Origin of the sequence: Phenylobacterium sp., from assembly GCF_046291545.1 — a bacterium.
Classification (GTDB): Bacteria; Pseudomonadota; Alphaproteobacteria; order Caulobacterales; family Caulobacteraceae; genus Phenylobacterium.
Genome location: NZ_JBKBSM010000001.1, coordinates 61,742 through 86,600, shown reverse-complemented (window position 1 = coordinate 86,600; position 24,859 = coordinate 61,742). Strand labels below are relative to the sequence as shown.

Sequence of the window (24,859 nt, the reverse complement as noted above, 5' to 3'; positions counted from 1 at the left end):
CCGGATCCATGTTCTCCACGTCCATCACCCGCCGCTTCGGCCTGACCACGCCCATCGTCAACGCCGGCATGGCGATGGTGGCGCGCCCCGCGCTCGCCGCGGCCGTCTCCAACGCCGGCGGCCTCGGAACCATCGGCTGCGACGTGAGCCCGCCCGAGGCCCTGGCCGCCATGGTCGCCGAGCTGCGCGGCCTCACCCGCCGCCCCTTCGGCGTCGACCTGATCGGCGACTTCGTGACCGACGCCCACCTGGACGTGCTGATCGAGCACAAGGTCCCTTTGGCGATCTTCTTCTGGAGCCTGCCCTCCGCCGAACAGGTCGAGCGCCTCCAGGCCGCCGGCGTCGATGTGTGGATGCAGGTCGGCTCGGTGGCCGAGGCCCGCGCCTCGGTCGCCCTGGGCGTCGACGCCCTGGTCGTCCAGGGGGCGGAGGCCGGCGGCCACAACCGCTCCGAGGCCTCGACCCTGACCCTGTTCCCGCGCGTGCGCCGGCTGTTCCCCGACCTGCCGATGCTGGCCGCCGGCGGAGTCGTCGACGGCGCGTCCATGGCCGCGGCCCTGGTCCTGGGGGCGGACGCGGTCTGGTGCGGCAGCCGCTTCCTGGCGTCCGTCGAGGCCGACGCCCATGAGGGCTACAAGGGGCGCGTCGTCGCCGCCGACGTCGGCGACACCGTCGTCACCTCGATCTACGGCCCCGAGTGGCCGGACCAGCCGATGCGCGTCCTGCTCAACGACGGCGCCCGCGCCGCGGTCGGCCGGGAGGCGGAGGCGGTCGCCGAGGCGGCGGGCGAGGTCATCGGCTCCGTGCGGATCGGCGACCAGCCGACGCCCCTGCCGCGCTACAGCGCGATCCTGCCGATGCGCAGCTTCGAGGGTGACCTCGAGCAGGCCTGCCTCACCGCCGGCCAGGGCGTCGGCGCCATCGAGGCGGTGCTGCCGGCCGCCGAGATCGTCCGGCGGATGACGGCGGAGGCGAGGGCGGCCCTGGCGCGCCTGGCCGTCCTGGCCAGCGCGGCCTGAGGCGGCCCGGCGCGGCCGGCCCTCAGCGGCGCCGGCCGCCGCTCGCCTGGCTGCGGCCGGCCTGGATCATCAGTCCGGCCACCACAGTCGCGGCGGCCACGGCGGCGAGCCCGGTCCAGGTCACCGTCCCCCGGCCGAAGCCCAGGGCGCCCAGGGCCAGGGCGTAGGACAGTCCCAGCCCGGCGAAGCCCCATCCGCGCAGAAGGCGTGAGCGTTGCGGCGACAGCCGCCGCCTCAGCACCTCGGTCTGGTGCCGCGGCAGGCTCAGGCAGAGCAGCGCGAAACCGGCGCCGGCCGTCACAAGGAGGAGCAGCTCGATCACGCTTCGGCCCCCGCCGCCCGCGCCGGCGCCGGCCGGGGCCTGGCGGCCGCGGAGCTCGCCGCCTTGCGGGCGGCCCAGGCGAAGGCCGCCGCCAGAGCGATCATCACCAGGTCCACCGCGGCGAACGCGAAGTCGCCCTGGACCAGGCTGGCGACCAGGTTGCGCGGGGTCGTCAGGGCGTTGACCACCGGCACGAGGGCGAAGGCCGCCGCCGCCGCGCCCAGCACCTCGGTCCAGGCCAGCCGCGGGGGCCGCACCATCGCCCAGGCCGCCGCCGCGCCCCAGGCGATGAAGATGCAGTGGACCTCCCATTGGGCCCGGCCCGTAAGGCCCAGCGGCAGCAGGCGATTGGCCAGGAAATAGCTGGCCAGGCCCAGGGGAAAGCCCGCCACCGCCGCCACGTTCAGCCGCTCCACCAGGCGAAAACCGAAGTGCGGGCGCGCAGGATCGGGCAGCTTGGCCCGTCGCTTGACGGTCCACAGCACCAGGCCGGTAGCGATCATCGCCGCCCCGGCCAGGCCGCACAGGAAATAGAGCCAGCGCAGCAGCGTTCCGGCGTAGCGGCCGGCGTGCAGCCCGATCATCACGCTCTCGGTCTTCGCCGCCGGCGCCGTGTTGCTGGCCGGGGCGATCAGCGCGCCGGTCACGCCGTCGAACACCAGGCTCTCCCCGCGGGTGGCCATGCCCGCGTCGCTGGCGCGGACCAGGGTCACCCTGGCGTTGGCGTCGCCGGGGTTGGCCACGTTGACGAAACCCACCCGCGCCCCGTCCCAGCGTTCGGCGGCCACGGCGAACATCGGCGCCAGCGGCGCCGCCGGCGCGGCCCTCCCGGCGGGCGCTGCGGCGGGGCCGGTCGGGAGAATCTCGGCCTGATAGGTGAACGGGTCCTCATAGGCCGCCTGTATGCCGAAGGGCATGTACTGCGAGCCCAGGCTGACCAGGCCCGTGTAGGTGATCATCAGGTGGAAGGGCAGGGCCAGGACGCCGGTCACGTTGTGCGCGTCCAGCCAGCTCCTCTGGCCCTTGCCGAGCCTCAGGGTGAAGAAGTCGGCGAAGATCTTCTTGTGCGTGACGATCCCGGTCAGAATCGCCGCCAGCATGGTCATGGCGCAAACGCCCACCAGGTAGCGGGCCCAGATCACCGGCAGGTAGTGCAGGTCGAAATGGAAGCGGTAGAGGAAGTAGCCGCCTTCCGTCGCCCGCGCGGCGACTTCCCGGCCGCTCGCATCCAGCCAGGCGGTCGCCTCCCGGCCCGGCTCGCGCCCGTCCGCTTCAGGATACCAGAAGAGCTGGGTCGCCGCCCCGCGCGGGCCCGGCAAGGTGACGTAGAGGCCAAGGACTTCGGGCGCGGCGCGCTGCTGAAAGGCCAGGGCGTCCTCGGCCGCCTGGACGGGATTGGTGGCGGGCCGCGCCTCCGGCTGCATCCAGGCGGTGATCTCCTCCTGGAAATAGGCCGCCGAGCCGGTGGCGAAGATCACGAACAGGGCCCAGCCGACCACCAGGCCCGTCCAGGTGTGCAGCCAGGCCATCGACTGGCGGAACGCGCCCTTCACGCGCGGCCCCCCAGCTGGAACGACAGCCAAAGCGCCGCGCCCAGGAGCGCGACCGTCGCGCCCAGGCCCACGAGCGCCGTCGCCGTCCGCCGCACGGCGAAGGCCGTCATGAGCACCGCGGCGTAGATTCCGAACGAGGCCAGGGTGGCGGTCATCGTCGCCTCGGCCCGGGCCATCGGCAGGTGCCGGGCGAGCAGGGCGGTGATCAGGGCGGTGGCGGCATAGCCGCCGACCACGGCGGCGAGCGTGCGCGTCGCCACCTCCAGGCGCCGCTGAAGGTCGGGCGAACGGGCTCTCGCCGCAGCGCCGCGGCGGTTGGCGGGATCATGATTTGCGAGCGACACGCAGTTGCTATATGCGGGCCTGGATGGTTTTGCAATTCACTCGCAACAGCGGCCCGGCTGATCCGGGCCTCCGGGAGGTCGTCATGCTGAAGATGTTGCCCGCCGCGCTCGCCGCGCTCGTCCTAGCCGGTCCGGCCGCGGCTCACGAGGTGTGGGTCGAGCGCGACGGCGCAGGCCCTGCACGCGTCTATCTGGGCGAGCCCATGGAGGTTCCGCCGGCGAATGGGGACCCGGAGTTTCCTAAGCTGAAGGCGCCCGTGGTGTTCACCGCCGATGCGGCCAAGCCCGCCCCGCTGACTCGCCGCGCCAACCATATCGAGGCCGCCGTCGCGGGCGAGGGCGACGTTCGCCTCCGCGATCCAGCGGTGTTCGAGCCCTGGGGGGAGGGCGAGGCCCGCGAAGGCGCGATCTACTACGCCCGCGCCGGGCGCAGCGAGACCCGCACGGCGCTCGACCTGGAGATCGCCCCTGTGGAACCGGGCGGCGACGTTTTCAAGGTGGTCTACAAGGGCGCGCCGGTGGCCGACGCCGCGGTCACCCTGATCAACCCTGACCGCTGGTCTAAGACCTTCCGCACCGACGCCTCGGGCCGCTTCACCGCGCCCACCTCATGGAGCGGCCGCTACATCCTGGGCGTCACCCACGAAGCGGCCGAGCCCGCCACGCTGGCGGGCGTACCCGTGGCCAAGGTCTACCACATCTCCACCCTGACCTTCGTGAAGCCCTGATCTTCGTCGGCGCCTGAGCGTGCGGCCGCTGGGTTTCGCCGTCAGCGGGAGTCCCGGTAGAGCCCGCGCTTGACGATGTCGCGGTTGGCCTGGCGGGTCTTGCGTCCCTGGCCGGCCTCCGCCTCGGTCTTGATCGGCCGCCCCGCATGGGTGCGGCCCTGCTGCATGCCCGGCGCGCCCAAGGCCTCGCCCTCGTCGGCGTAGTCGCCGACTTCGCCCGCGGCGGGCGGGGCCAGGGATGCGTCGCCGACGTCCGGGGCGGCGTAGGCCCGCGGCTCCGGCCTGACGCTGCGGTGTTGCTCGCGCGCCTGGTCGTTCGGCGCCGTCGGCTCCGTCGCGGCGTTCTGCGCGGTGGCCTTCGGGGACTGCGGGGTCTGGTGAGGCATGAAGCGTCTCCCTTCGGTTTCGCCTTCCAAACCCCCCTCGGGCGGGGGGCGTTCCCCCGCTCGGCCGCTTTCCGCCGTCGCCGGTCGCCTATTCGGCCGATAAATATCCGTCATCTTTAGAGTCGATGCGCAGTTGTACTAGTGCGGAAACTGAGCGCGTTCCTATAGCTGAAATCGCAAGATGTCGCGCCATGATGACTTGAGGCATGGTCAATCCAAAGGAGGGTCAATACGGAATTCTCAACAATATTGTCGAGTAAGAAATGAATGTTTGACATGTGCTGACTTGTCGGCTATGTACGCCGCGGCTAATGGCAAGGGGCTTGGGCGAATCCCGAAATCAACTGGCGGCCGATGCGTCGCTTACACCACAGCGGAGGGCGACCGTGCTTACGAACGGAGCAGCCACGCGGTTCTGTAACGACCTGGGACCGACGGCGTCAGACATCACCGCCCGCAAGGGCGGCATAGCGATTCCCCACGCCGGGAGCGCGCGCCCATGACGCCCGCCCTGGTCCTGGCCACCGATCTGGACGGCACTTTCCTGGGCGGCCTCGACGCGGCGCGCCAAGCGCTCTACGCCGGCCTGTCCGCCCGCGAAGACGTCCTGCTGATCTTCGTCACCGGCCGCGATCTCGACTTTGTCGCCCGGCTGATCGAGACGCCCGGCATGCCGCGGCCGCACTACATCGTCGGCGACATCGGGACCTCCGTATTCGACGGCCGCACGCTGCAGCCGGTGGCCGACCTCGAGGCGCCGATCGCCGCGGCCTGGAACGACGCGGGCGAGCGGGTCAAGGCGATGCTCGTCGGCGAACCCGGTCTGACCCTGCAGGACACCCCGTTCCGACACAGGGTCAGCTACGACTACGACCCGGCGCGCCTGTCGCCGCGCAGCGTGGCCAAGGTCGAGGCCGCCGGCTTCGACTGCCTGCTGTCCGCCGACCGCTTCTTCGACGTCCTGCCGCGCGGGGTGTCCAAGGGGCCGACCCTGATCCGCCTAGTCGAGGCCCTGGGTCTGGACCCCGAAGGGGTGCTGGTCGCCGGCGACACCATGAACGACCTGTCGCTGTTTCAGACCGGCTTCAAGGGCGTGGCCGTCGGGAATTCCGAGCCGCGCCTGCTGCGCGCCGTCGAGCGCCTGCGCAACGTCCACGTCAGCCGCCTGCCCGGAGCGGCGGGCATCGCCGACGCCATCCGCCACTTCAAGTTCAAGGGGGCTCCGAACCATGAACAAGTCGTCGCTGGTCATCGTCTATCACCGGCAGCCCAGTGAGGAGGTGCTGGTCGACGGCAAGGTCGTCTACCGCACGCACAAGAGCCCGAACGGGATCGTCCCCACGCTGAAGAGCTTCTTCAACCGCCTGGAGCCCGACGCCGGCGCCTGGGTCGCCTGGAAGACCTACGACCCGGAGGCGGGCGTCGACTTCGAGCGCGTGGTCCACGTCGAGGACCCCCGCGGCGGCTACACGGTTTCGCGCCTGCCGCTGACCGCCGAGCAGGTGGAGAGCTTCTACGCCGTCACCTCCAAGGAGGCGCTCTGGCCGATCCTCCACTCCTTCCCGCGCCTCTATCAGTACGAGAACGTCGACTGGGCCACGTTCCGCGAGGTCAACCGCCTGTTCGCCGAGGCGGCCGCCGAACAGGTCGCCGACGACGGCCTGGTGTGGATTCACGACTACAACCTGTGGCTCGTGCCGGCCTATCTGCGGGCGCTGAAGCCGAACGTGCGCATCGCCTTCTTCCACCACACCCCGTTCCCGGCGGCCGACGTCTTCAACGTCCTGCCCTGGCGCGAGGAGATCGTGCGCAGCCTGCTGGACTGCGACCTCGTGGGCTTCCACATCCCCCGCTACGCTAAGAACTTCGCCGACGTGGCCCGCGCTCTGTGCGGGGCGGCGATCGAGGGGACGGCGCCGGTGGAGGAGGGGCTCGCCGTCAGCGGCGTGGCCCTGGCCGAGCCGGAGGTCCCCACCGCCCTGCGCGCCGGCGGGCGCCGCGTGCGCCTGGGGGTGGCCCCGGTCGGCGCCAATCCGGAACTGATCGAGAGCCTCCTGGCCGCCGAGGAGAGCCGCATCCTGCAGGCCCGCCTGCGCGAGGAACTTGGCGGCCGGCGCCTGCTCATGGCCGTCGGGCGCACCGACTACACCAAGGGCATGATCGAAAGCCTCCTGGCCTTCGAACGCCTGCTGGAGCGCCGGCCCGAGCTGATCGACAAGGTCAAGCTGCTCGTCACCTCGGTGCGGGCCGCCGCCACCATGACCGTCTACGAAGAGACCCAGCGCGAGATCGAGGCCATCGTCGGGCGGATCAACGGCCGGTTCTCGCGCCTGGACTGGACGCCGGTTGTGCTGTTCGGCGCCGCCATCCCCTTCGAGCGGCTGGTGGCCCACTACCGCATCGCCGACATCTGCCTGACCACGCCCCTGCGCGACGGGCTCAACCTCGTCGCCAAGGAGTATGTGGCCGCCAAGCAGGGCCATCCCGGGGTGCTGGTGCTCTCCGAGTTCGCCGGATGCGCGGTGGAGTTGACCGACGCGGTCTTGACCAACCCCTATTCGTCCCGCTCGATGGACGCCGCCCTCGATGCGGCCCTCGACATGCCGACCGACGAGGCGCGTGCGCGGATGCAGGCGATGGACAAGGTGGTGCGCCACTTCGACCTGGCCCACTGGGCCGACGAGGTCGCCGATCAGTTCGACGGCATCAGCTTCGCTTCGCGTCAGGCGCCGGCGCTGGACGCGGCCTGATGCGCTCGGTCTTCGCGGCGGCCCTTGCGGCCCTGGCGCTCTTCTGCGGGGGCGGTCGGGCGCTGGCCGCGCCGGTGGAGATCTCCATCTCCTGCGCCTCGCTGGGGGTGGAGCTTCGCCTGTGCACCGAGGCGGCGAACCGCTGGGCGGCGAAGACCGGCAACCGGGTCAAGATCGTCTCGACCCCGAACTCCTCCACCGACCGTCTGGCGCTTTATCTGCAGATGCTGGCATCGCGGTCCCAGGCCTTCGACGTCCTGCAGATCGACGTGGTCTGGGCAGGGGTGCTCGCCGACCACCTGATCGACCTGCGCCCCTACATGGGCGACGCCCCCAGGGCCCACTTCCCCGTGCTGATCCGCAACGACACGGTCGACGGGCGGCTGGTCGCCATGCCCTGGTGGACCGACGTGGGCGTCCTCTACTACCGAAAGGACCTCCTGGCGAAATACGGCTACGCCCCGCCCCGCACCTGGCAGGAGATGACCCGCATCGCCCGCGCCGTGCAGGCCGCCGAGCGGGCCCGCGGGAACGTCCGGCTTTGGGGATACGTCTTCCAGGGCAGAGCCTATGAGGGCCTGACCTGCAATGCGCTGGAATGGATCGACAGCTTCGGCGGCGGCCACATCGTGAGCGCGTCCGGCGAGATCACCGTGGACAATCCCCTCGCCGTCCAGGCCCTGGCGCTGGCCGGCTCCTGGGTCGGCGACATCTCCCCCCGCGGCGTCCTCAACTATGACGAGGAGGCCGCCCGCGGCGTCTTCCAGACCGGCGCCGCCGTCTTCATGCGCAACTGGCCCTACGCCTGGGCCCTGGCCCAGAGCCCCGACAGCCCGGTGCGCGGCAAGGTCGGGGTCGTGCCCCTGCCGAGCGGCGGCGCTGGGGGCAAGACCTCCGGCGTGCTCGGCGGCTGGCACCTGGCGGTGTCGCGCTATTCGAAGCATCCGGCCGAGGCCGCCTCCCTGGTGGCCTACCTGACCAGCGCGCCTGAACAGAAGATCCGGGCGATCGAGGCCTCCTACAACCCGACCTATCCGGCGCTTTACGACGATCCGCAGGTGCTGGCGGCCAACCCCTTCTTCGCCGAGCTCCTGCCGTCGCTGGAGAACGCCGCGGCCCGGCCCTCGCGCATCGCCGGTCCGCACTACAACCGGCTGTCCAGCGACGTCTGGCGCGCCGCCCACGACATCCTGGCCGGCGAGGCGGCCCCCACCCGCGTGGCCGAGCTCGAGGCCGACCTCGACCGGCTGAAGTACAGGGCCCGCTGGTGACGGCGCCGGTCCGCAGCCAGGCCGCCCGCGAACGGACGCGGTCCGCCTGGCTGTTCCTCGCCCCCATGCTGACGGTGCTGGCCCTGGTGGCCGCCTGGCCCCTGGCGCGTACGGTCTACTTCTCCCTCACCAACGCCACCCTGGTGGACATGAGGCGCTACAGCTTCGTCGGCCTGTCCAACTACCTGGCCTACGACCAGGGCCGCTGGTACGGCGTGCTCAGCGATCCCCAGTGGGTGGCGGCGCTGAAGAACACCCTCGTCTTCGCCGCCGTCTCGGTCACCCTGGAGACGGTGCTCGGCGTGGCCATGGCCGTGCTGCTCAACACCGCCTTCCCCGGCCGCGGCCTGATGCGCGCGGCCCTGCTTGTGCCGTGGGCGATCCCCACCGTCGTCTCGGCCAAGATGTGGAGCTGGATGCTCAACGACCAGTTCGGGGTGGTGAACGACGCCCTGATGAAGCTCGGCCTAATCGCTGCGCCGGTGGCCTGGCTGGCGGAGCCGAGCCTTTCCATGGCCGCTGTCGTCATGGTCGACGTCTGGAAGACCACGCCCTTCGTCGCCCTCCTGGCCCTGGCGGCCCTGCAGATGACGCCCAAGGACTGCTACGAGGCCGCCCGGGTGGACGGGGTGCATCCGGTCAGGGTCTTCTTTCAGGTCACTCTGCCGCTTATCCGGCCGGCCCTGGCGGTGGCGGTGATCTTCCGCCTGCTCGACGCCATGCGCATGTTCGACCTCGTCTACATCATGACCGGCACGACCGACGCCACCATCACCCTGTCGGTCTTCGCCCGCCGGGAACTGGTGGATTTCCAGGACGTGGGCTACGGCTCGGCCGCCTCGACCCTCCTGTTCTTCGTCATCGCCCTGATGACGGTGATCTACATGGCCGCTATGCGGCCCGACGTCGACGGGAGGCGCCGGTGAACCGCGTCCTCGGACGCGCGGGCCTGTTCCTGGCCTGCGCCATCCTGCTGATCTTCCTTCTGTTTCCGTTCTACTACGCGGTCGTGACCTCGCTGAAGTCGGGCTCGGAGATCTTTCGCGTCGACTACTGGCCGGCCAGCTTCGACTTCGCCAACTACCAGGCGATCTGGCGCGAACAGCCGTTCGCGCGGAACATCTTCAACTCGGTGGTGGTGGCCCTGGCGGTCGTCACCGTCTCCCTTGCGCTCGGGGTCACGGCCGCCTTTGCTCTCGGGCGCGTGCGCTTCGCCGGCCGCGGCCCGCTGCTCTACGCCATCCTCGGCGTCTCCATGTTCCCGCAGGTGGCCGTGCTCTCCGGCCTGTTCGAGGTAATCCGCGTCCTGCGCCTCTACGACACCCTGGGCGGGCTGATCGTCTCCTACATGATCTTCACCTTGCCGTTCACGGTGTGGGTGCTGACCACCTTCGTGCGCGACCTGCCGGTGGAGATCGAGGAGGCGGCGATCATGGACGGGGCGGGGCCCTGGACCTTGGTCACGCAGATCTTCCTGCCGCTGCTGGGGCCGGCGCTGGCGGCGACCGGCCTGCTGGCCTTCATCGCCGCTTGGAACGAGTTCCTGTTCGCGCTCACCTTCACCCTTTCCAACGACCAGCGCACCGTGCCCGTCGCCATCGCCCTGATCACCGGCGCCTCCGAGTACGAGCTGCCCTGGGGGAACATCATGGCGGCCTCGGTGATCGTCACCCTGCCGCTGATCGTCCTGGTGCTGATCTTCCAGCGCCGTCTGGTGGCCGGGCTGACCGCCGGCGCAGTCAAGGGATAGCCGATGGCCGGCGTCAGCCTCGAAAACCTCGTCAAGCGCTTCGGCGACACCCCGGTGATCCGCGGGATCAACCTGACCGTTCAGGACGGAGAGTTCGTCGTCTTCGTCGGTCCCTCCGGCTGCGGCAAGTCCACCCTGCTGCGCCTGATCGCGGGGCTCGAGGACGCCACCTCCGGGACCATCCGCATCGGCGAGGAGGACGTCACCCGCATCGCCCCCGCCCGGCGCGGCGTCTCCATGGTGTTCCAGTCCTACGCCCTTTATCCGCACATGGACGTCTACCGGAACATCGCCTTCGGCCTGAAGCTGGCCGGCGCCTCCAAGGCCGACACCGACGCCCGTGTCCGCCGGGTGGCCGACATGTTGCAGATCGCGCCCCTGCTGAAGCGCCGCCCCCGCGAGCTGTCCGGCGGCCAGCGCCAGCGGGTCGCCATCGCCCGGGCCATCGTGCGCGAACCCAAGGTCTTCCTGTTCGACGAGCCCCTGTCCAACCTTGACGCCGCCCTGCGCGCCCAGACCCGCCTGGAGATCGCGCGGATGCACGAGGATCTGGCCGCGACCATGGTCTATGTGACGCACGACCAGCTCGAAGCCATGACCCTGGCCGACCGCATCGTCCTGCTCAACGCCGGCCACATCGAGCAGGTCGGCACGCCCACCGAGCTCTACCACCGCCCCGCCACCCGCTTCGCCGCCGAGTTCATGGGTTCCCCCACGATGAACATCCTGCCGGTCACGCTGGAGGGCGACGCCGCGGTCCTTTCCACCGGCGAGCGCGTGTCGCTGCCGGCCGCCGCGCCCGGCGGCAAGGCCGACCTCGGCGTTCGCCCGGAGAACATCGCTCTGGCCGACACGGGCCTCGCCGCCCGGGTCATGCTGGTCGAGGAGCTGGGCGAAGCGCGCATCGTCCATGCCGAGCTGGCCGACGGCGCCGTCCTGGCCGTCCGCCACGGGGCCGACGGCCCCCAGCCGTCCCGCCACTCCCCGGTGAAGCTCCGCCTAGACCCCGAACGCCTGCACCTCTTCGGGCAGGACGGCGCCCGGCTGGACCTGGGCGTCTAGGGCGACTGCGGCGTCGCCGAAGGCAAGTCCGCCGCGCGCGGCCGTCCCGCCAGGCTCACCAGGCCCGCCGCCAGGGCCAGGGCGGCGGCCAGGGCCATGCCTGTCCTGGGCGCCGCATCGACAGGCCCCAGGCTGAAGAGCGTCGAGAGCATCAGCGCCCCCGCCGTCTGGCCGGTCAGGCGCGCGGTCCCCTGCAGCCCGCCGGCGGCTCCGCTCCGCGTTGCGGGGGCGGACAGGAAGATGGTGCGGTTGTTGGGCGTCTGGAACAGTCCGAATCCCAGGCCGCACAAGGCGCCGAAGCCGATGAGCGCCGTTGCGTCTCCCCACGGCGGCCAGGCCGCCGCGGCGATCAGCCCGGCCGACAGCAGGCCCGCGCCCCCCGCGCACAGCCAGGCCGCGGGAAGCCGGTCGGCGAGGCGGCCTGCGGCCAGCGCCGCCGCCGCCACGCTGAGCGGCCAGGCGGTCAGATAGAGCCCGGCGGCGGCCGGTGTCAGGCCCAGGTTGTGCTGCAGATGGAACGGCAGCGCCAGCAGCCCGGCGCTCTGGCCCGCAAAGCAGCACACCGACGCCATCGCCGAGATCCGCAGGCTCGGGGTCCGGAGCAGGTCGAGGGGAAACAGCGGCGCGGGCCTTGGCGCCTCCCGCCGGATCAGCAGGGCCAGGCATCCGACCGCCAGCGCCAGGACCGCGCCCGCCTCCGCTAGGCTCTTCGGCGCCAGTTGGACGCCCAGGACGAAGCCCCCGAACAGCCCTCCGTTCAGCACCATGCTGACCACGTCCAGCGGCCGCGCCGAACCCTCCGGCTTCGGCAGCGCCCGCGCCGCCAGGAGGATGGCGGCTCCCAGGGGAAGGTTCAGGGCGAACAGCCACGGCCAAGGCGCCGAGGTGACGATCAGCGCCCCCAGGCTGGGCGCCGCCGCCGAGGTCAACGCCACGGTGGTCGCATTCCAGCCGATGGCGGCGCCGAGGCGAGCGTCAGGGACGGACTGGCGCAGGAGCGCCACCCCCAACGCCATCACGGCTGATCCGCCCAGGCCCTGCAGCGCCCGCGCGGCCGCCAGCGAGGGCAGGGAGGGCGCGCCCGCGCATAGCGCCGAGGCCAGGGCGAAGACCGCGACGCCGCCCGCGAACACGCGCCTGTGCCCCAGCCGCTCGCCCAGGGCGCCGCTGGGCAGGAGCGCGATCACCAGCGCCGTCTGATAGGCCGTGACCACCGCCATCGCCTGCGCCGGCGAGGCCGCGAACGCGCCGGCGATCGTCGGCAGAGCCACCGCGACGACGCCGGCGTCCAGGACCACCATCGCCATCGCCCCCAGCACGGCGGCGATCGCCAACGTGCGGGGCGCCTGGAGCGGTCTCATCAGACCGCCGCAGTCCAGACGCCGTCGTGCTCGACGTAGCGCGTCATGCGCCGCTCTTCGCCATCCTCCCGCTTCAGGTCCCGATCGGTGAAGCGCAACAGCAGAGCGGTCCGGGTCAGGCAGCGTGTGTCGTGGATGTCTCCGGGCAGATAGACCCGAGCCTGGCCGGCGCGGACGACGCTCGCGTCGCGCTTCACCAGCCGCACCCTGCCGTCCTCGTCCTGCACCCGGGCGTAGGACCCCATTTCGACTTCGCCGCTCTGCACTGCGTAGATGACCCACCCGCGGCCATGGTCGTGGGGCGGCCGGTAGAGCCCCTCGGTCTCGGTGTGGGCGAGCAGCATGAAGCCGTGCTCGGCGTCGCGGTGGAGCTCCCGGCTTGCCGGGCCGGCGCGGTGCAGCTCGCTCAGCCAGGACTCCGACGCCGGGGCGGCCGCCAGGACCTCCAGCCGCCGCCGGCACGCGTCCACCAGGCGGCTGGACAGCGGCCCCCAGTCCGCCCTGATCGCGTCTACGCAGTCGAAGAGTGCATCGCCGACCATCGCCGCCTCCTTGGGTTCGTCATCGCGGCGCCAAGGCTATGCGGTGACGAAGGATGGCGGAACAGGCAGCATTCGCATGTCAGGCGTGCATCGAACGCCGTGTATCGCATCGGATCGTGCTAGGCTCGCTTCATGTCCGCCCCTGACCTGAACCTGCTCGTCGCGCTCGACGTCCTTCTCGCCGAGGCCAGCGTCGCCCGCGCGGCCCGCCGGCTGCGGCTCAGCCCGTCGGCCATGAGCCGCACGCTCTCGCGGCTGCGCCAGGCGACGGGCGATCCGCTATTGGTGAAGGCGGGGCGCGGGCTCGTGCCGACCCCCAGGGCCCTGGCCCTCAGGGACGAGGTGGCCGAGCTGGTCGGCCAGGCCCAGGCGGTCCTGCGTCCGGCGGAGCGGCTCGACCTGACCGCCCTTGCGCGCACCTTCACCCTGCGCACCAGCGACGGCTTCGTCGAAGCCTTCGGCGCGGCCCTGGTGGCGCGGGTCGGCCTCGAGGCGCCGGGGGTTCGCCTCACCTTCCTGCAGAAGCCGGACAAGGACAGCACGCCCCTGCGCGATGGGCGCGTCGATCTGGAGACGGGGGTGCTGGAGGACTCCCTGGGCCCCGAGGTGCGCAGCCAGGGGCTGTTCCGCGACTGGCTCGTCGGCGTGGTGCGCGCGGGCCATCCCCTGTCGGGCGCCCCGGTCGATGCGCGCGGCTACGCCCAGGCGCGGCACGTGGTGGTCTCGCGTAGCGGCCACGAGGCCGACGCGGTGGACCTGCCGTTCCTGCCGCCCGGTCTCCAGCGCAACGTGGTCTGCATGGTCGGCGGCTTCGCCGCCGCCCTGTCCCTGGCCCGCGCCACCGACCTCGTCGCCACCGTGCCCGATCTGCACACCCGGCGCCTGCGCCAGGGCATGGTCGGCTTTCCCGTCCCGGCGCCGGCCCGGGCGTTCACCGTCTCCATGCTCTGGCATCCGCGGCTCGACGCCGACCCCGCCCATCGCTGGCTGCGCGCCTGCGTCCGCGAGGTCTGCGCGGCTGAACTCGCCCTCGGCGCAGACTGAGGCGCGCCTCGCCTAGCCTTCGCCCGCCAGGCCCAGGATCACCGCCCATTCCTCGGGCGTGACCGGCACGACCGACAGGCGGAACTGGCGGAACATCTTCATCTCGGCCAGGGCCGGCTCGGCCTTCATCTGGGCCAGGGTCACCGGCCGCTTCAGCAGGCGCACGGGCTCTACCTCCACCGCCACGAAGCGGCCCGCCGCGTCGGAGGGGTCGATGAAGGCCTCCTTCGAGACCCGCATCAGCCCGACGGCCGCCAGGTCCTTCTGCGAATGGTAGAACAACGCCTGGTCGCCGACCTTCATGGCCTTGAGGTAGAGCGCCGCCTGATTGTTGCGCACGCCGTCCCACGCCGTGCGGCCGTCCCGCTGTAGGTCGGCGAATGAGTACTTTTCGGGCTCCGACTTCATGAGCCACAGGCCAGACTGGTTTTCCATGCGATCCACCCCTCGGCTCCGTTAGATAGCCCCCCACGCCGCCCGCCGCTACGGTGGCGTCGGCGCAGCGCTGGGGAGATGCGATGAGACGGGCTTTGGCGATGTTGGCCGCTCTGGGGGCCGCCCTGGGGACCGTCCTTGCCGCCACCGCCGCCGTGGCCGGCCCGCCGGCCGCCCCGCCGCCGGCCCTCGCCGCCGCCGTCGGAGAGTACGGCCCGGACGACGGCCTGCTCACCGTCTACGAGGACGCCGGCCGCCTGTTCGTCGACGGGCGCGGCTGGTCGCGCGCCCCGCTCCAGCCCTTGTCGCCGGGCAGCTACGCCCCGCCCGACGCGCCGCCCCGCGCCCTCGCCTTCGAGCCCGGCGCGGTGATCGTGGACGGCCGCCGCCTGCCCGCGCGCGACGTGGGGGCCGAGGCCGTCGCCGCCATTCAGGCGGGAACCCGGGCCGACCCCGCCGCCCTGCGCGCCGCGGCCCTCGCCGCCTCGCCCCCGGCCGAGCCCGCCCCGCGCCGCCCCGCCGACCTCGTGGACCTGACCGGCGTCGATCCCACGATCCGTCTCGACATCCGCTATGCAGGCTCGGACAACTTCATGGGCTTCGCCCTCTACGAACGTCCCGCCGCCTATCTGCAGCGCCCGGCGGCCGAAGCCCTCGGCCGGGTCGCCCGGGCCTTGGCGGCCCAGGGCTACGGCCTTCTGGTCCACGACGCCTATCGGCCCTGGTTCGTGACCAGGATGTTCTGGGATGCGACCCCCGAGGCCAGCCGCATTTTCGTCGCCGACCCCGCCCGCGGCTCGCGCCACAACCGCGGCTGCGCCGTCGACCTGACGCTCTACGACCTCGCCACCGGCCAGCCGGTGGAGATGACCGGCCGCTACGACGAGATGTCCCGCCGCTCCTTCGCCGACTACCCGGGCGGCACGGGCCGCCAGCGCTGGCTGCGCGACCTGCTGCGCCGGGAGATGGAGAAGGAGGGCTTCGTTGTTCTGCCCGAGGAGTGGTGGCACTTCGACTACAAGGACTGGGCCGACTACGGCATCGGCAACCAGACCTTCGAGGCCCTGGCCGGCTCGGCGACGCCGCGCCCCTGAGCTGGCGGCGGGGCCGCCCCTCGGCCGGCCGACGTCACCATCCCGAAAGATGGAAGATCGCCGCCGCCTCGCCCGGCGACCCGCCCAGCAGCAGATCGTCCGGATCGCCGCTCTCGCGCTGAGCAGGAACAGGTTCGATCCCGAATCGATCCTCCGCTGGTCCGTCGTGCGCCTCCGCGATCCAGCTTCACCAGCATGCCGCTGTAGGACCGCGTGCGGTCGGAGGGGCTTAGCCGGCGGACGAAGGGTCCGGCCGATAATCCGGCAAGGTCTTCTTGCACGCGGCCAAGAGCACCGGGCCGCCGTCCAGGCCGCCGACGGCCCGGGCCTCGGAGGCGTCGACGCTCCGGGTCGACATGGAGCGGCCGAGGCGAAAGCCCGGCGTCCAGCGCCAGGCGGACCTGCGGCCCGCCTCGACGGCCTATTCCGCCGGCGTCAGCGCCGCTTCCGCCGCGGCGCGGGCCGAGGGATAGTCCGCCTTGCCGTTGGCCGCGCGCATTGGCCGGTCGGCGATGACGATCCGCTTGGGAGTCTTGTAGCCGGCCAGGCTGCGCCGCACGTGCGCCCGCAGGGCGTCCTCGTCCAGGTCGAAGCCAGGCTTCAGGTCCACCACCGCGGTCACGGCCTGGCCCCACTTCTCGTCGGCCACGCCCACCACCAGGGCGTCCTCGACCGAGGGATGGGTCTTCAGCGCCTCCTCCACCTCCTCGGGGAAGACCTTCTCCCCGGCGGTGTTGATGCAGGCGTTGCCGCGGCCCAGCAGGGTCAGGGTGCCGTCCGCCTCGACGATGCACCAGTCGCCCGGGATCGAGTAGCGGACCCCGTCGATCACCCGGAAGGTGCGCGCCGTCTTCTCCTCGTCCTTGTAGTAGCCTACCGGGTTCGGCGGGCCGAGCGCCACGATCCCGGGGCGGCCCGAGCCCGGCTCCACCGGCTGATCGTTCTCGTCGAACACCCGGCAGCGCTCGCCCAGCATGAACTTGGCGGTCTGCACCTCGCCGGCCTTGGTCATCACCGAGGCGCCCATCCCCAGGGCTTCGGACGAGGAGAAGCCGTCGTTCAGCATCGCCCCGGGCATGTGCTCCAGAAGCCCGCGCTTGACCTCCAGGCTCCACATCACCCCCGACGAGACAATCACCGCCACGCTGGAGACGTCGTACTTGCCGGGGTTCGCGTTCAGCTCGTTCAGCAGCGGGCGACCGAAGCTGTCGCCCACCACCACCAGGGTCTGCGGCTTGTGCCGGTCCACCGCCCGCAGCATTTCGGCGGCGTCGAAGGCGGCGCCTTGCAGCGTGATGACGCAGCCGCCGGCAAGGTGCGCGCCCATGGCGGTCAACAGGCCCGTGCCGTGCATCAGCGGCGGCGCCGGCAGGATGCGTCCGCCGGGGCCCGCCGCCCTGGTGAATTCGGCCAACGCCTCCAGCGTCTCCGGCACGGGGCCGAGCTTGCGCGCCGCCGCCAGGGTGATCTCGCGCATGTCGTGGTGGGCCCACATCACGCCCTTGGGCATGCCGGTGGTGCCGCCGGTGTAGATGAAGAGCTGGTCCTCGCCCGAGCGCTGGATGTCCAGCGGCCCGCCGTTTCCTTCCCCGGCCAGGTCCTCGAACCGTTCGGCGAAGGGCGCGACCTGGCCGTCGGCGCTCACCTCCACCCAGGTCTTCACCTTCGGCAGGCGCGGGCGGATCTGCTCCACCGCCTCGCGGAACTCGGAGGCGTAGACCACCGTCTGGGCGTCCGAATTGTCGAAGATGTACCAGACCTCGTCCGGCGTGTAGCGGTAGTTGACGTTCACGTGGGTCAGCCGCGCCTTGAAGCAGGCCGACAAGGCCAGCATGTATTCGGGCCGGTTGCGCATGTAGATCGCCACCTTGTCGCCCGGCTGGGCGCCGCGGGCGATCAGGGCGCGGGCCAGGTTGTTGGTGATCCGCCGGGTGTCGCCCCAGTTGATCACGCGCTCGCCATGGATGAACGCCGGCGCCTCCGGCGGCAGCACCGGCTCGATCGCGTCCAGAATATCGCCGAAGTTCCAAGCCATCACGCACTCCTCCCTGGGCCGTTGGCCGGCGCGCGGTCTTTTCGCCGCGTCGCGCAGGACCAATGACCAGACCAGGCGGCCCCCCGTCAATGGCCGGGCGCGTCTCCGGCCAGCCGGGCAACCTCGTCCTCGGTCACCGGTGCTGGGTAGGCGTTGCCGAAGTGGGTGCGCACATAGCCGACCACCTCGGCGATCTGGGCGTTGCTCAGCGTGCCGGCGAGCCAGGGCATGCCGCCCTTGCCCTTGGCCACGACGACGATCGGATAGGCCGCCGCCGCCAGCCGCGGGTTGCCCGCCAAGGACGGGATCGTCCCGGCGCCGGTGGCGCCCCGCCCGTCGGCCATGTGGCAGGCCTGGCACACGGCCCGGTAGACCTCCTCGCCCGTCCGCGGGACCGCCACCTTGGTGCCCCCGCCGCCGGGGGAGTCCGCCCCGGCCGGGGCCGCCGCCGAAAGGGCCGCCGCCGCCAGCGCCGCGCCCAACATGATCCTGCGCTTCATCCTCAGGCCTCCAGCGCGCGCTTGTGCAGCCGCCCGATGGCGTCGAGCGAGGAGAGCAGGGCGCCCTCCATCCAGCAGCCGACGTAGGAGGCGTGCTCCCCGGCCAGGACCACACGCCGGTCCATCGCCACCAGGGTCTGGTAGTGGGTCTTGCGGGTCTCCTCGTTCCAGCGCGCACAGCAGCCCAGGGTCCAGGGCACCCGGCTCCAGGCCACCGAGGCGCCGCTCAGGAACTCCTTGCGATACTGCGGATGGATCGCTTCGCCCTGGGCCAGGGCCGCCTCGATCCGCTCCTGCGGCGTCATCCCCGCCAGGCGGTAGCCGCCCATGTCACGGGCGAAGGCGCCCAGCAGCACCGCCGGACCGTTCGAGAAGAAGGCGTTGTTGGGGTAGGAGACCAGGCCGATCTCCTGGTTCGTGAAGCTGATCCCGCCGTAGATCGCCTCGTCCTCCTCCCAGAAGCGGCGGGCGAACTCCAGGCCGACCTTCACCTGGCCGGTGTAGGGCACGGCGCGGATCGCGGCGGCCAGCTCGTCGCTCACCTCGGCCTCGATCTGGGCCAGGATCGACAGCGGGATGGTGCAGACGCACCAGTCCGCCTTGGCTTCCTTCATCGCCCCGCTGGCGGTGTCCTGGTAGCTCACCGTCACCCCGCGCTCGTCCTGGGCGATCCGGCTGACCTTGGCGTTGTAGGTGATCAGCCCCTCCACCTGCCGGGCGAAGGCCTTGCCGATCATGTCCATGCCGCCCACCGGCTGGAACATGGTGGTCTGCATGGTGTGGTTCATGAAGAACGACATGCTGGTCCAGACCTGCGGGTCCAGGACCTCGTGGAAGTCGAGGAGCTCGGAGGGCAGGGGCGCCCCGTTCACCCCGCCCCCCGGCGGGCGGGCGTATCCGCGGTGTCCCGAGGTCTGCAGGCTCGAGACATAACGCATGTCCTTGTCCAGCATGCCCCAGCCGCGCAGCGCCTCCAGCAGCCGTTCGCGGTCCTCCAGCGTCAGCTCGGCGTCCAGCGCCTTCTGGTCGATGGCCTTGCCGAGCAGCTCGGCCACCCGGCCCTCGAAGTCGGCGGCCACCTCGCGGTAGCGCATCGGCTTGCCGCCGAAGGCGTCGGTGGAGTGCACATAAGCGGCGTGGTTGAACTGAATGAACGGCTCCAGCGCCACGCCGAACTGCCGGCAATAGTGCAGCAGCGTGCGGTGATGGTGGGGAATGCGCCACGGCCCGGGGTTCAGGTAGTTGCCGGGGGCGAAGGCCACCTTCTGCGTCGCCCCGCCCAGTTCGGTGTAGGTGTCGCCCCCGCGCAGGGTCCAGTTGCGGCCGCCGGCGCGGTTCTGGAACTCCAGGATCTGCACCTTGTAGCCGGCCTTGTTCAGCTCATAGGCCGCCAGCAGACCCGCCAGCCCCGCCCCCAGCACCACCACCGAGGCGCCCTTGCGCGCTCCCGACAGCGCCGGCGGGCCGGTGAACTGGGTCTCGGCCGCGTGTCCCAGCGCCGTCATCGCGTGGTACAGCGCCGCCGTTCCGCCGGTCATGCCTATGGCCGACAGCAGCTGTCGCCGCGTCGTCCTGCCCGCCCCAGAATTCATCACCATCTCCCGCCCCTCGCGTCCTGGCCACTTGCCGCGGCGGGGAGGGGGCCGGTCAACGGCCGGGCCGCCCGCGCCCGGCGTTCGGCCGCCGGGATCCGATTTTGCGGCGTCGCAGCGGCGGCTCTGAGCAGCGAATGGGCGCCCGGGCGGATGACGCGCCCTGCGCCTGGGGCCTATGAAGGGCGGGCGGCCCGCGCCGCCGCGCTCCATGGGAGGCCGCCATCACGCACGACATCATCGTCAGCATCGCGGTGGCCCTGGGTCTCGGCCTGCTGATCGGCGGCGAACGCGAGCGCCGCAAGCGCCAGCAGACCGCGCCGCAGGCGGCGGGCATCCGCACCTTCGCCATCGTCGCCCTGACCGGCGCCGTGGCCATGGTCGTCGGCGGCCCGCCGCTGCTGGCCCTGGCCGTCGCCGGCGCAGGGGCCCTGGCGGGCCTGTCCTACTGGCGCACCCGCGCCGGCGGCGACCCGGGCCTCACCACCGAGGCGGCCCTGGTGCTCACCGCGCTTCTCGGCGGGCTGGCGGCGGAGCTGCCCGACCTCGCCGCCGGCCTCGGCGTCGTCACCGCCATCCTGCTCGCCGCCCGCACCCCGCTGCACCGCTTCGTCCAGAGCGCCCTCAGCGAGGACGAGGCGCGCTCGGCCCTGCTGCTCGCCGCGGCGACCCTGGTGGTCCTGCCGCTCCTGCCGGACCGGCCGATGGGACCTTTCGGCGCCATCAATCCTAACAAGGTCTGGCTGCTGGTGATCTTCGTCCTGGCGATCGGCGCCCTCGGCCAGGTGGCGGTGCGCACCCTGGGCGTGCGGCTTGGCCTGCCCGCGGCGGGCCTCGCCTCCGGCTTCATCTCCAGCGCCGCGACCATCGGCGCCATGGGCGAGCGGGCGGCTCGCGCGCCCGCCGTCCTGGCCCCGGCCGTGGCCGGCGCGGCGCTATCCACCGTCGCCACGGTGGTGCAGATGGCCCTGGTGGTCGGCGCCGCCAGCCTTCACACGCTCCAGGCCCTGGCCCTGCCGCTCGCCTGCGCCGGCGTCGCGGCCCTGGCCTATGGCGCGGCCTTCACCGCCGCGGCGGCCTGCCAGCCGCCGGGCGAGGACCTCTCCACGGGCCAGGCCTTCAGCCCGGCCACCGCGCTGGTGTTCGCCGGCCTGCTCTGCGTCGTCCTGGTCGCGGCTGCGGCCCTGTCCCACTGGTTCGGCGAGCGGGGGGCGGCGCTCGCCGCGGCGGTGGCGGGCCTCGTCGACGCCCACGCCGCGGCGATCTCCATCGCCTCCCTGGCCGCCGCCGGCGCCCTGTCTCCCGGCGACGCCGTCGTGCCGATCCTGGCCGCCTTCACCGCCAACACCCTCACCAAGGCGCTTTTCGCCCGCGCCGCCGGCCCGCCCGCCTTCCGCCTGCGCGTCTTCGCCGGCCTCGCCCTGGTCCTCGCCGCCGCCTGGGCGGGCTTCGCCCTGCAGGCCTGGGGGTTCTCGCCGCGCGGCTGAGCCCCGGCCCGCGAGCGCGGCCTCCCAGATGGTCTCCGAGGCGGCCCCTGAGCCGAAGCCGTGATGGGACAAGGCCGAAAGTTCCTATGTTGTTCTTACCGCTAGATCGGTAGTGGGTGAGTTTGAAAATACCCTGCCCGCGCGCTATCGCGGCGCGACGCAACCACATCGCGTGACTCGCCAAGGCGGCCAGTTTATCGGTGGCCGCGGAACTAGGCGGGGGCGTCATGAGGGTTCAACAAGAGCAGCAACTAAATCCCGTAGCGGATGAGGTGTTGGCGCTAACGGCTGTGGTTCGGCCGATTTTGAAAGGCACGCTCTATGCCCTGAAAGCGGACATCGTCGCCGAGGTCGGCGGATACGACAACGTGAAGTTGAAGATGTTGCCGCGCTTCTACCGCGCAGGGGACGGCGACTGCGGAATCTGCTTCGAGTACGCAGTCCACGAGGCGATGAACAGCGGCGAAGCCGTTCGTAAGGCGCGTGAACCGGCGCATGTGCATCCGCATCGTGAGGTTCTGAAGCTCAACGTAGGACGTGGAAATGTGCTTTGGATCGGGAGCGCCCTCGACTTCGACGCGGCGGGCGCCAGTACATACGGCCGGGCTGCAGCGGCCCGTCGGGCCCGGCGCGGGGCCGTATTGCTTCATAAGCTGGGCGTAATCGACGTCGGCCCCGAACGCGCCTTCCACGGCGTTGAGATAGGCTTTGTGGCCGTCTGACGTGAGCTGGACGCGGGAAGCCAGTCGCAATGCGACGTCCTCCATGAAGGCGTTAGCAAAGTAGGCGTCATGCCCTTTCAGAAGGGGAGGGCTGGCGAGCGGGTGTCGGACGTTCGCACCATCCTGTCTGGAGCGATTCCCCTGATCCATGGAAACAGCAAATCAGCCAGCAACTCGCAGGAAATTCAGATGGTTGCCCGAGAGGTGGACGCGTCGGGCAGCCTGATCGGGCCCTCGCAATTCTTTCCGGTCCCTGTTCCGAAGCCAAACTCGACCGATCCATGGACGCGCGGAGACGCGGGCAGGAGGTCGGGCGCTGGAACAGGGGTTTTGGCGGGCGCTGGGTCGCATCCACCGCGGTTTGGTCGCCAGGGACGCCGGGATTACCGAGGCTAGGCCGGAACGCCGCTCTAAGAGACTAGTCTCGCGCCTGAGTGGCGGTGGAGGCAGCCTCCGCCATGATGGGCTCCGGTGGCGAGCGAGGGTGTTCCCTTTTTGTTCTTGACAAACGCGGGCAGTTATATACGTGACAAAGCAGACGCGATTCGGTAATTTCTGAGCGCGTTCCAGGCGTTGCGTGTGTAGCTGTCCCAGCGAGGACAGAGAGATGGCTAGCGAGGATGAAGGCGAATTCGAAGTGACGCCCGCTATGATTGAGGCGGGGGTCGCTGCGCTTTGGCCTTCTTCGGTCCAGCCTTGGGAGGCGTCGGCTGAGGTGGTGGCCCGAGTTTTTCGCGCCATGCTCGATTTGTCTCAGAATCGTCCCTCAGGAGCCCGTTGATATGGGCGATCACGCACGAGAGCTTGGCGAGGCCTGCGCGCACAGCGGCAATTTCTGCGGCGGGGCGTGCTTCCCGGTTCTTGACCCGAATGGCTAGTCCGCCCGACTGGGCAAAATGCAGATCGCCGTCGCCATCGGTGCCGATCATCAGGAAGTCTCCTGGCGCATCCAGTCGCGGAATTCCATAGACGGCATGTACGAAGTCGTTTCTCCCTTGTGCCAGACGGGCGATTTCTTTGTAGGCCCACTCTGCCCAAAGCTTCGCGTCTTCACTGGAGGCTTTGTCGCGAATGGACCTAACCCAAATCGTCGAATTGGCTTCGACGCTGGTGGACCCCATGATTGTCCGACAGAGCGCCCCATCGACATTCAGGAGGCGACAAACCGTGGCCTGCATAGACCATTCGATTTGACCTTGGATGGCGACAACCTCGCCAAGCATTCTGCGCTCATCGGCTGAAAGCGGTATGTGATAGGCTGGTTCCATGACAGACAAGCCTCCCAAGGACGAAAACCCCGACGCCGAAGCGGTCTTCAACCGGACCCTGAAGAACCTGCTGACGACGCCTCACAAGCCGCATGACGCGGGCAAGAAGGGGCGCGAGCCGAAGCCCGCGCCCAAGGCGTAAGGGTCGATTAACCTCTAGGCCGCGTACTTGATGGGCTTGCCGTAGGAGGCGGCGACGCCGTGGATGGCGTTTACGCAGTCCTGCTTATTGACGTAGCCCTCGCCAGAGTTGGCAATCTTGCGGCCGTTCACGGCGTACAGAGTCCAGCGCCAATGGCGATAGACGCTGTCGTCGCGGTAGACGAAGAAGTGAGAAGGCGTCATGGGTGTGTTCCCTTCATCTGACGCATTGAGTCGGTACCTTTTTGAGTACCGACATGGAGGGGCGGAATGGGCGCTGGAGCTTTGGGCTCGCGACCTGAACGACGCGAAGGCTCGGCTGGAAACTCTGCCATTCGCGACGTACCTGGGCGAGATTGAAGCCTCAGTTCCCTTTCCGGTGGTTTGCCCGAATCGGTCGACCACAGAACAAGGATACACTGGAGCGGTTAACGACAATTAACCCTCCGTTCCCCCTCCGTTCCGCCTCCTGAGCGAGTGCACTTTCCTCGCCTTCTGCTTAAGCGTGCGCGCCTTCGTCAGACCGCCGATAGGTCAGGCGCTTCCCGCCAAGGTGGCGCAGGACTTCGTTGGTGCGCAGCTCGTCGTCGATCCCGAGGCCCGAGCGGTGCGAGTAGCGGAAATCGAACTCGGCCAGATAGCGCGCCAGATGGGCTGGCGAGACGTGGTGATAGACGCCCGTCACGCCGCGCTTGAGGATCGAGAAGTAGTTCTCGACCGTGTTGGAGTGATGGAAGCCCATGCGGGCGTACTCGCCTGCGGTGTGATCCACGACCGAGTGCGCGGCGAACTCCTTGCCAACGGCGGGGTACATACGAGCGCCGTCCGTCATCAGGTGTGAGGCGCGGTCGGCGGTCTGAACGATGATCGGGCGCAGCGTCTTAGAGGTGATGCTGGCGACGTGGAACGAACGGGCGCGACCGTCGCGCTCGACCAGGGTCACGACGGGTTCCATGCGCCACGCGCCGGGACCAACGCCCTTGCTGCGCTTGGAGACGTGCTTGTTCTTCTCCTTGCCGCCCACAAAGGTCTCATCGACCTCCACGACCTTGCCCTGTCCACCGATGGGCGCGGGATCGGCGGGGTTCATCGCCTCACGGATGCGATGGGCCATGAACCAGGCAGTCTTGTAGGTGACGCCGAGGGTGCGGTGGAGCTGGTGGGCTGAGACGCCCTTCTTGCTGGACGACATGAGGTAGGTGGCGAGGAGCCACTTGTTCAGCGGCACCTTGGAGGACTCGAACACGGTCCCGACCGTCACCGAGAACTGCTGACGGCATTCCTTGGCGTTGCACTGGTAGACGCCGGGACGCGCGGCCTTGCCGCCCACGTTGGTGGCGTCATCAACCGAGCCGCAATGCGGGCAGACCGGGCCATGGGGCCAGCGGGTCTTTTCAAGGTGCTCGCGGGCCTTGTCGGCGTCGGCGAAGATGGGGTCGGTGAGGTTCATGGC

The 24,859-nt window shown here is 70.6% G+C and carries 25 protein-coding genes and 1 pseudogene; 12 read left to right on the top strand and 14 right to left on the bottom strand.

Features of this window, described 5'->3' with window-relative positions:
- Positions 1-8 precede the first annotated feature (8 nt).
- Positions 9-1,019, top strand: coding sequence for an NAD(P)H-dependent flavin oxidoreductase (locus tag ACK4YQ_RS00480; protein ID WP_409607164.1), 1,011 nt, complete (start codon positions 9-11; stop codon positions 1,017-1,019).
- Positions 1,020-1,041: 22 nt separating this feature from the next.
- Here ACK4YQ_RS00480 and ACK4YQ_RS00475 read toward each other — a convergent pair whose 3' ends face one another.
- The 3 genes from ACK4YQ_RS00475 to ACK4YQ_RS00465 are packed head-to-tail and all read right to left on the bottom strand — an operon-like array spanning position 1,042 to position 3,238.
- Positions 1,042-1,341 carry a DUF3325 domain-containing protein gene (locus ACK4YQ_RS00475; protein ID WP_409607162.1) on the bottom strand — a complete coding sequence of 100 codons (300 nt, stop codon included), beginning with the start codon at positions 1,339-1,341 and terminating at the stop codon, positions 1,042-1,044.
- Positions 1,338-2,894, bottom strand: coding sequence for a PepSY-associated TM helix domain-containing protein (locus ACK4YQ_RS00470; RefSeq protein WP_409607160.1), 1,557 nt, complete (start codon positions 2,892-2,894; stop codon positions 1,338-1,340). Before ACK4YQ_RS00470 ends, ACK4YQ_RS00475 begins: the two co-directional genes overlap by 4 nt.
- Entirely contained in the window at positions 2,891-3,238 is a 348-nt protein-coding gene (locus tag ACK4YQ_RS00465; RefSeq protein ID WP_409607158.1) for a hypothetical protein, read from the bottom strand. The genes ACK4YQ_RS00470 and ACK4YQ_RS00465 overlap by 4 nt, the downstream gene beginning before the upstream one ends.
- Positions 3,239-3,321: 83 nt before the next feature.
- Here ACK4YQ_RS00465 and ACK4YQ_RS00460 point away from each other — a divergent pair, with 83 nt between their 5' ends.
- Positions 3,322-3,966 carry a hypothetical protein gene (locus ACK4YQ_RS00460; protein WP_409607156.1) on the top strand — a complete coding sequence of 215 codons (645 nt, stop codon included), beginning with the start codon at positions 3,322-3,324 and terminating at the stop codon, positions 3,964-3,966.
- Positions 3,967-4,007: 41 nt separating this feature from the next.
- Here the strand turns inward: ACK4YQ_RS00460 and ACK4YQ_RS00455 are convergent, their stop codons facing one another.
- Entirely contained in the window at positions 4,008-4,352 is a 345-nt protein-coding gene (locus tag ACK4YQ_RS00455; protein ID WP_409607154.1) for a hypothetical protein, read from the bottom strand.
- Positions 4,353-4,851: 499 nt separating this feature from the next.
- Between ACK4YQ_RS00455 and ACK4YQ_RS00450 the strand changes: the two genes are divergently transcribed.
- Genes ACK4YQ_RS00450 through ACK4YQ_RS00425 form a run of 6 tightly spaced genes read left to right on the top strand, consistent with a single transcriptional unit; the run spans position 4,852 to position 11,185 of the window.
- Positions 4,852-5,628 carry an HAD family hydrolase gene (locus ACK4YQ_RS00450; RefSeq protein WP_409607152.1) on the top strand — a complete coding sequence of 259 codons (777 nt, stop codon included), beginning with the start codon at positions 4,852-4,854 and terminating at the stop codon, positions 5,626-5,628.
- A complete protein-coding gene (gene ggpS / locus ACK4YQ_RS00445; protein ID WP_409607150.1) occupies positions 5,582-7,102 on the top strand; it encodes a glucosylglycerol-phosphate synthase in 1,521 nt (506 codons plus the stop codon). The genes ACK4YQ_RS00450 and ggpS overlap by 47 nt, the downstream gene beginning before the upstream one ends.
- A complete protein-coding gene (locus ACK4YQ_RS00440; protein ID WP_409607148.1) occupies positions 7,102-8,373 on the top strand; it encodes an ABC transporter substrate-binding protein in 1,272 nt (423 codons plus the stop codon). Before ggpS ends, ACK4YQ_RS00440 begins: the two co-directional genes overlap by 1 nt.
- Positions 8,370-9,299, top strand: coding sequence for a carbohydrate ABC transporter permease (locus tag ACK4YQ_RS00435; RefSeq protein ID WP_409607146.1), 930 nt, complete (start codon positions 8,370-8,372; stop codon positions 9,297-9,299). Before ACK4YQ_RS00440 ends, ACK4YQ_RS00435 begins: the two co-directional genes overlap by 4 nt.
- Positions 9,296-10,123, top strand: a complete 828-nt coding sequence (locus tag ACK4YQ_RS00430; protein WP_409607144.1) for a carbohydrate ABC transporter permease — start codon at positions 9,296-9,298, stop codon at positions 10,121-10,123. Before ACK4YQ_RS00435 ends, ACK4YQ_RS00430 begins: the two co-directional genes overlap by 4 nt.
- A 3-nt stretch (positions 10,124-10,126) precedes the next feature.
- Complete coding sequence (locus ACK4YQ_RS00425; RefSeq protein WP_409607142.1) at positions 10,127-11,185, top strand: ABC transporter ATP-binding protein; 1,059 nt, start codon at positions 10,127-10,129, stop codon at positions 11,183-11,185.
- Here ACK4YQ_RS00425 and ACK4YQ_RS00420 read toward each other — a convergent pair.
- Positions 11,182-12,546, bottom strand: coding sequence for an MFS transporter (locus tag ACK4YQ_RS00420; RefSeq protein WP_409607140.1), 1,365 nt, complete (start codon positions 12,544-12,546; stop codon positions 11,182-11,184). The two genes, ACK4YQ_RS00425 and ACK4YQ_RS00420, sit on opposite strands and share 4 nt — an antisense overlap.
- On the bottom strand, positions 12,546-13,088 hold the full coding sequence (locus ACK4YQ_RS00415) for a hypothetical protein (RefSeq protein WP_409607138.1): 543 nt from the start codon (positions 13,086-13,088) through the stop codon (positions 12,546-12,548). Before ACK4YQ_RS00415 ends, ACK4YQ_RS00420 begins: the two co-directional genes overlap by 1 nt.
- Positions 13,089-13,220: 132 nt before the next feature.
- On the opposite strand from ACK4YQ_RS00415, the gene ACK4YQ_RS00410 reads away from it, so the two are divergent.
- Complete coding sequence (locus ACK4YQ_RS00410) at positions 13,221-14,132, top strand: LysR family transcriptional regulator (RefSeq protein ID WP_409607136.1); 912 nt, start codon at positions 13,221-13,223, stop codon at positions 14,130-14,132.
- 12 nt (positions 14,133-14,144) lie between these two features.
- Here the strand turns inward: ACK4YQ_RS00410 and ACK4YQ_RS00405 are convergent, their stop codons facing one another.
- Entirely contained in the window at positions 14,145-14,567 is a 423-nt protein-coding gene (locus ACK4YQ_RS00405) for an EVE domain-containing protein (RefSeq protein ID WP_409607134.1), read from the bottom strand.
- A gap of 83 nt (positions 14,568-14,650) precedes the next feature.
- Between ACK4YQ_RS00405 and ACK4YQ_RS00400 the strand changes: the two genes are divergently transcribed.
- The gene (locus ACK4YQ_RS00400; protein ID WP_409607132.1) at positions 14,651-15,661 is read left to right on the top strand and encodes a M15 family metallopeptidase; all 1,011 of its coding nucleotides are present in this window, start codon (positions 14,651-14,653) and stop codon (positions 15,659-15,661) included.
- 421 nt (positions 15,662-16,082) lie between these two features.
- On the opposite strand, the gene ACK4YQ_RS00395 is transcribed toward ACK4YQ_RS00400, so the two are convergent.
- The 3 genes from ACK4YQ_RS00395 to ACK4YQ_RS00385 all read right to left on the bottom strand — a co-directional run bounded on the left by ACK4YQ_RS00395 (position 16,083) and on the right by ACK4YQ_RS00385 (position 19,794).
- Positions 16,083-17,696 carry an acyl-CoA synthetase gene (locus ACK4YQ_RS00395; protein WP_409607130.1) on the bottom strand — a complete coding sequence of 538 codons (1,614 nt, stop codon included), beginning with the start codon at positions 17,694-17,696 and terminating at the stop codon, positions 16,083-16,085.
- Between the two features lie 86 nt (positions 17,697-17,782).
- A complete protein-coding gene (locus ACK4YQ_RS00390) occupies positions 17,783-18,196 on the bottom strand; it encodes a c-type cytochrome (protein ID WP_409607128.1) in 414 nt (137 codons plus the stop codon).
- Positions 18,197-18,198: 2 nt separating this feature from the next.
- Positions 18,199-19,794, bottom strand: a complete 1,596-nt coding sequence (locus ACK4YQ_RS00385; RefSeq protein ID WP_409607126.1) for a flavin monoamine oxidase family protein — start codon at positions 19,792-19,794, stop codon at positions 18,199-18,201.
- A 248-nt stretch (positions 19,795-20,042) separates the two neighbouring features.
- Between ACK4YQ_RS00385 and ACK4YQ_RS00380 the strand changes: the two genes are divergently transcribed.
- Complete coding sequence (locus tag ACK4YQ_RS00380; RefSeq protein ID WP_409607124.1) at positions 20,043-21,275, top strand: MgtC/SapB family protein; 1,233 nt, start codon at positions 20,043-20,045, stop codon at positions 21,273-21,275.
- 461 nt (positions 21,276-21,736) lie between these two features.
- Here the strand turns inward: ACK4YQ_RS00380 and ACK4YQ_RS00375 are convergent.
- A pseudogene (locus ACK4YQ_RS00375) lies at positions 21,737-21,841 on the bottom strand (IS1 family transposase); the annotation flags it as partial.
- 803 nt (positions 21,842-22,644) lie between these two features.
- A complete protein-coding gene (locus ACK4YQ_RS00370; RefSeq protein WP_409607122.1) occupies positions 22,645-23,265 on the bottom strand; it encodes a hypothetical protein in 621 nt (206 codons plus the stop codon).
- Between ACK4YQ_RS00370 and ACK4YQ_RS00365 the strand changes: the two genes are divergently transcribed.
- The gene (locus ACK4YQ_RS00365; RefSeq protein WP_409607120.1) at positions 23,264-23,407 is read left to right on the top strand and encodes a hypothetical protein; all 144 of its coding nucleotides are present in this window, start codon (positions 23,264-23,266) and stop codon (positions 23,405-23,407) included. The two genes, ACK4YQ_RS00370 and ACK4YQ_RS00365, sit on opposite strands and share 2 nt — an antisense overlap.
- Before the next feature lie 14 nt (positions 23,408-23,421).
- Here ACK4YQ_RS00365 and ACK4YQ_RS00360 read toward each other — a convergent pair whose 3' ends face one another.
- Positions 23,422-23,610 (bottom strand): YegP family protein, encoded by a 189-nt coding sequence (locus ACK4YQ_RS00360; RefSeq protein WP_409607118.1) that lies wholly within the window; start codon positions 23,608-23,610, stop codon positions 23,422-23,424.
- 295 nt (positions 23,611-23,905) lie between these two features.
- Complete coding sequence (locus tag ACK4YQ_RS00355) at positions 23,906-24,856, bottom strand: IS1595 family transposase (RefSeq protein ID WP_409607116.1); 951 nt, start codon at positions 24,854-24,856, stop codon at positions 23,906-23,908.
- Positions 24,857-24,859 lie beyond the last annotated feature (3 nt).

Bases quoted from the DNA above. Each gene is read 5' to 3' on its own strand.
- ACK4YQ_RS00480 (WP_409607164.1), top strand. From the start codon at position 9: ATGTTCTCCACGTCCATCACCCGCCGCTTCGGCCTGACCACGCCCATC.
- ACK4YQ_RS00460 (WP_409607156.1), top strand. From the start codon at position 3,322: ATGCTGAAGATGTTGCCCGCCGCGCTCGCCGCGCTCGTCCTAGCCGGT.
- ACK4YQ_RS00455 (WP_409607154.1), bottom strand. From the start codon at position 4,352: ATGCCTCACCAGACCCCGCAGTCCCCGAAGGCCACCGCGCAGAACGCC.
- ACK4YQ_RS00450 (WP_409607152.1), top strand. From the start codon at position 4,852: ATGACGCCCGCCCTGGTCCTGGCCACCGATCTGGACGGCACTTTCCTG.
- ggpS (WP_409607150.1), top strand. From the start codon at position 5,582: ATGAACAAGTCGTCGCTGGTCATCGTCTATCACCGGCAGCCCAGTGAG.
- ACK4YQ_RS00440 (WP_409607148.1), top strand. From the start codon at position 7,102: ATGCGCTCGGTCTTCGCGGCGGCCCTTGCGGCCCTGGCGCTCTTCTGC.
- ACK4YQ_RS00425 (WP_409607142.1), top strand. From the start codon at position 10,127: ATGGCCGGCGTCAGCCTCGAAAACCTCGTCAAGCGCTTCGGCGACACC.
- ACK4YQ_RS00420 (WP_409607140.1), bottom strand. From the start codon at position 12,546: ATGAGACCGCTCCAGGCGCCCCGCACGTTGGCGATCGCCGCCGTGCTG.
- ACK4YQ_RS00415 (WP_409607138.1), bottom strand. From the start codon at position 13,088: ATGGTCGGCGATGCACTCTTCGACTGCGTAGACGCGATCAGGGCGGAC.
- ACK4YQ_RS00410 (WP_409607136.1), top strand. From the start codon at position 13,221: ATGTCCGCCCCTGACCTGAACCTGCTCGTCGCGCTCGACGTCCTTCTC.
- ACK4YQ_RS00405 (WP_409607134.1), bottom strand. From the start codon at position 14,567: ATGGAAAACCAGTCTGGCCTGTGGCTCATGAAGTCGGAGCCCGAAAAG.
- ACK4YQ_RS00400 (WP_409607132.1), top strand. From the start codon at position 14,651: ATGAGACGGGCTTTGGCGATGTTGGCCGCTCTGGGGGCCGCCCTGGGG.
- ACK4YQ_RS00395 (WP_409607130.1), bottom strand. From the start codon at position 17,696: ATGGCTTGGAACTTCGGCGATATTCTGGACGCGATCGAGCCGGTGCTG.
- ACK4YQ_RS00390 (WP_409607128.1), bottom strand. From the start codon at position 18,196: ATGAAGCGCAGGATCATGTTGGGCGCGGCGCTGGCGGCGGCGGCCCTT.
- ACK4YQ_RS00385 (WP_409607126.1), bottom strand. From the start codon at position 19,794: ATGGTGATGAATTCTGGGGCGGGCAGGACGACGCGGCGACAGCTGCTG.
- ACK4YQ_RS00365 (WP_409607120.1), top strand. From the start codon at position 23,264: ATGACAGACAAGCCTCCCAAGGACGAAAACCCCGACGCCGAAGCGGTC.
- ACK4YQ_RS00370 (WP_409607122.1), bottom strand. From the start codon at position 23,265: ATGGAACCAGCCTATCACATACCGCTTTCAGCCGATGAGCGCAGAATG.
- ACK4YQ_RS00360 (WP_409607118.1), bottom strand. From the start codon at position 23,610: ATGACGCCTTCTCACTTCTTCGTCTACCGCGACGACAGCGTCTATCGC.
- ACK4YQ_RS00355 (WP_409607116.1), bottom strand. From the start codon at position 24,856: ATGAACCTCACCGACCCCATCTTCGCCGACGCCGACAAGGCCCGCGAG.